Origin of the sequence: Bacillus sp. MUM 13, assembly GCF_001866725.1 — a bacterium.
Classification (GTDB): Bacteria; Bacillota; Bacilli; order Bacillales; family DSM-1321; genus Peribacillus.
This window is the reverse complement of record NZ_MLYQ01000160.1, coordinates 1-1,295: the sequence shown is the minus strand read 5'-3', so window position 1 is coordinate 1,295 and position 1,295 is coordinate 1. Positions and strand designations below refer to the sequence as shown.

2 protein-coding genes are annotated in these 1,295 nt (G+C 37.7%); one reads left to right on the top strand and one right to left on the bottom strand.

The window, feature by feature from the left end; translation table 11 throughout:
• Positions 1 to 14 precede the first annotated feature (14 nt).
• A complete protein-coding gene (pdaB, locus tag BIV59_RS22325) occupies positions 15 to 764 on the bottom strand; it encodes a polysaccharide deacetylase family sporulation protein PdaB (RefSeq protein WP_071353657.1) in 750 nt (249 codons plus the stop codon).
• A gap of 134 nt (positions 765 to 898) precedes the next feature.
• Between pdaB and BIV59_RS22320 the strand changes: the two genes are divergently transcribed.
• Entirely contained in the window at positions 899 to 1,114 is a 216-nt protein-coding gene (locus BIV59_RS22320; RefSeq protein WP_071353656.1) for a hypothetical protein, read from the top strand.
• Positions 1,115 to 1,295: the final 181 nt, after the last annotated feature.

The following is a 1,295-nucleotide window of genomic DNA, read 5'->3' as shown; positions in this document are numbered from 1 at the left end:
TTGAACCTGTGCTTTTATTTGATTTCTTCGGTCTTGGTGCTCGAGTTTGATATCATTTGTGAAATTGTTACAAAGGTAAGGTCTTTTGATCGCAGTTCATCCAGGATTTCAGGCAAAGCTTTGTTTGTCTGCTTGGCGGAGTCTGAGGCATGGAGCAGTACGATATCCCCTTTGCCGGCCTGGTTGACATTATTTACAATCACCTTGACCCCTGGGTTGGTCCAGTCCTTGGAATCTACACTCCAATGAACCACCGTGTATCCCATCTTCTCGCTGATTTTAAGAAGCCTTTTGTCAAAATGTCCCGTTGGAGCCCTCAGAAATTCAATATCACTAATATTCAATTTTTTGAATACCTCCTGTGCCTTGGAGATATCACGTACGATTTCTTCATCCTTTAAGTCGGAATAATCCTTATAGGCATAGCCTAGCAACCCGATTTCAAAGCCTTCTTTGCTGATTCGGGCCACGGTATCAGGGTGCCTTTCTGCCCAAGCACCGGAAAGAAAAAAGGTTGCCGATTTTATATTTTCTTTTTTTAGCGTGTTCAAAATCGGTATTGCCCGTTCATCTCCCCAACCAATATTAAAAGTGAGTGCAACATTCTTTTCGCCTTTATAAACAGCCTTTGGGCCATCTGGCGAAGAAAAGACAGGTATTTTAACATCTTGCACAAAAAGGAACCAAGCTGCTGCTAAAGAAGTCAGCAGAATCAGGGAAAGCTGTTTTATGGTTCGCGCGTTAAGGACCAAAAAGAAATTCAATCATCATCACCTCGTCCAGTTGCTCTTGTCTCATCCTATGTGTTTTTCATAAAGATATGCCAAAATTGAAGGGAGGTATTATAAAAAAAAGATTTATGGAAAAAATAAGGTAAAATGGGTTAAGAGGTGAAATGATGCTTGGATTCGTGATAAACGAAAAAGAAAAGAAAGAAATGGAGTACATCGTAAAAAGGGAGCTGGACGAAATCCTTTTTGATTTGCAGGATGACAGGATTGACCATATTGTTAAAAGAGCGATGGAAGAAAGATATAAAATCCTTTTTAATTTATTCAAGCGGGTAGCGCCGTCAAATGAATGCATGAAATATATGAGGATCACTCACGGTTAATGAGGTAAGAAAATAAAAATGATATGTTTTTGTGAAAAAAGTTGTTGACCGCTGAAAAAAAGGCTGATATAGTAAAAAAGCTGTTGTTAACAAAGCGATTTTAAAATAAATTTTAAAAAATATTTAAAAATTTTATTTTAAAATGTTGACGGATAGCTAGAGATTTGGTAAGATATTAAAG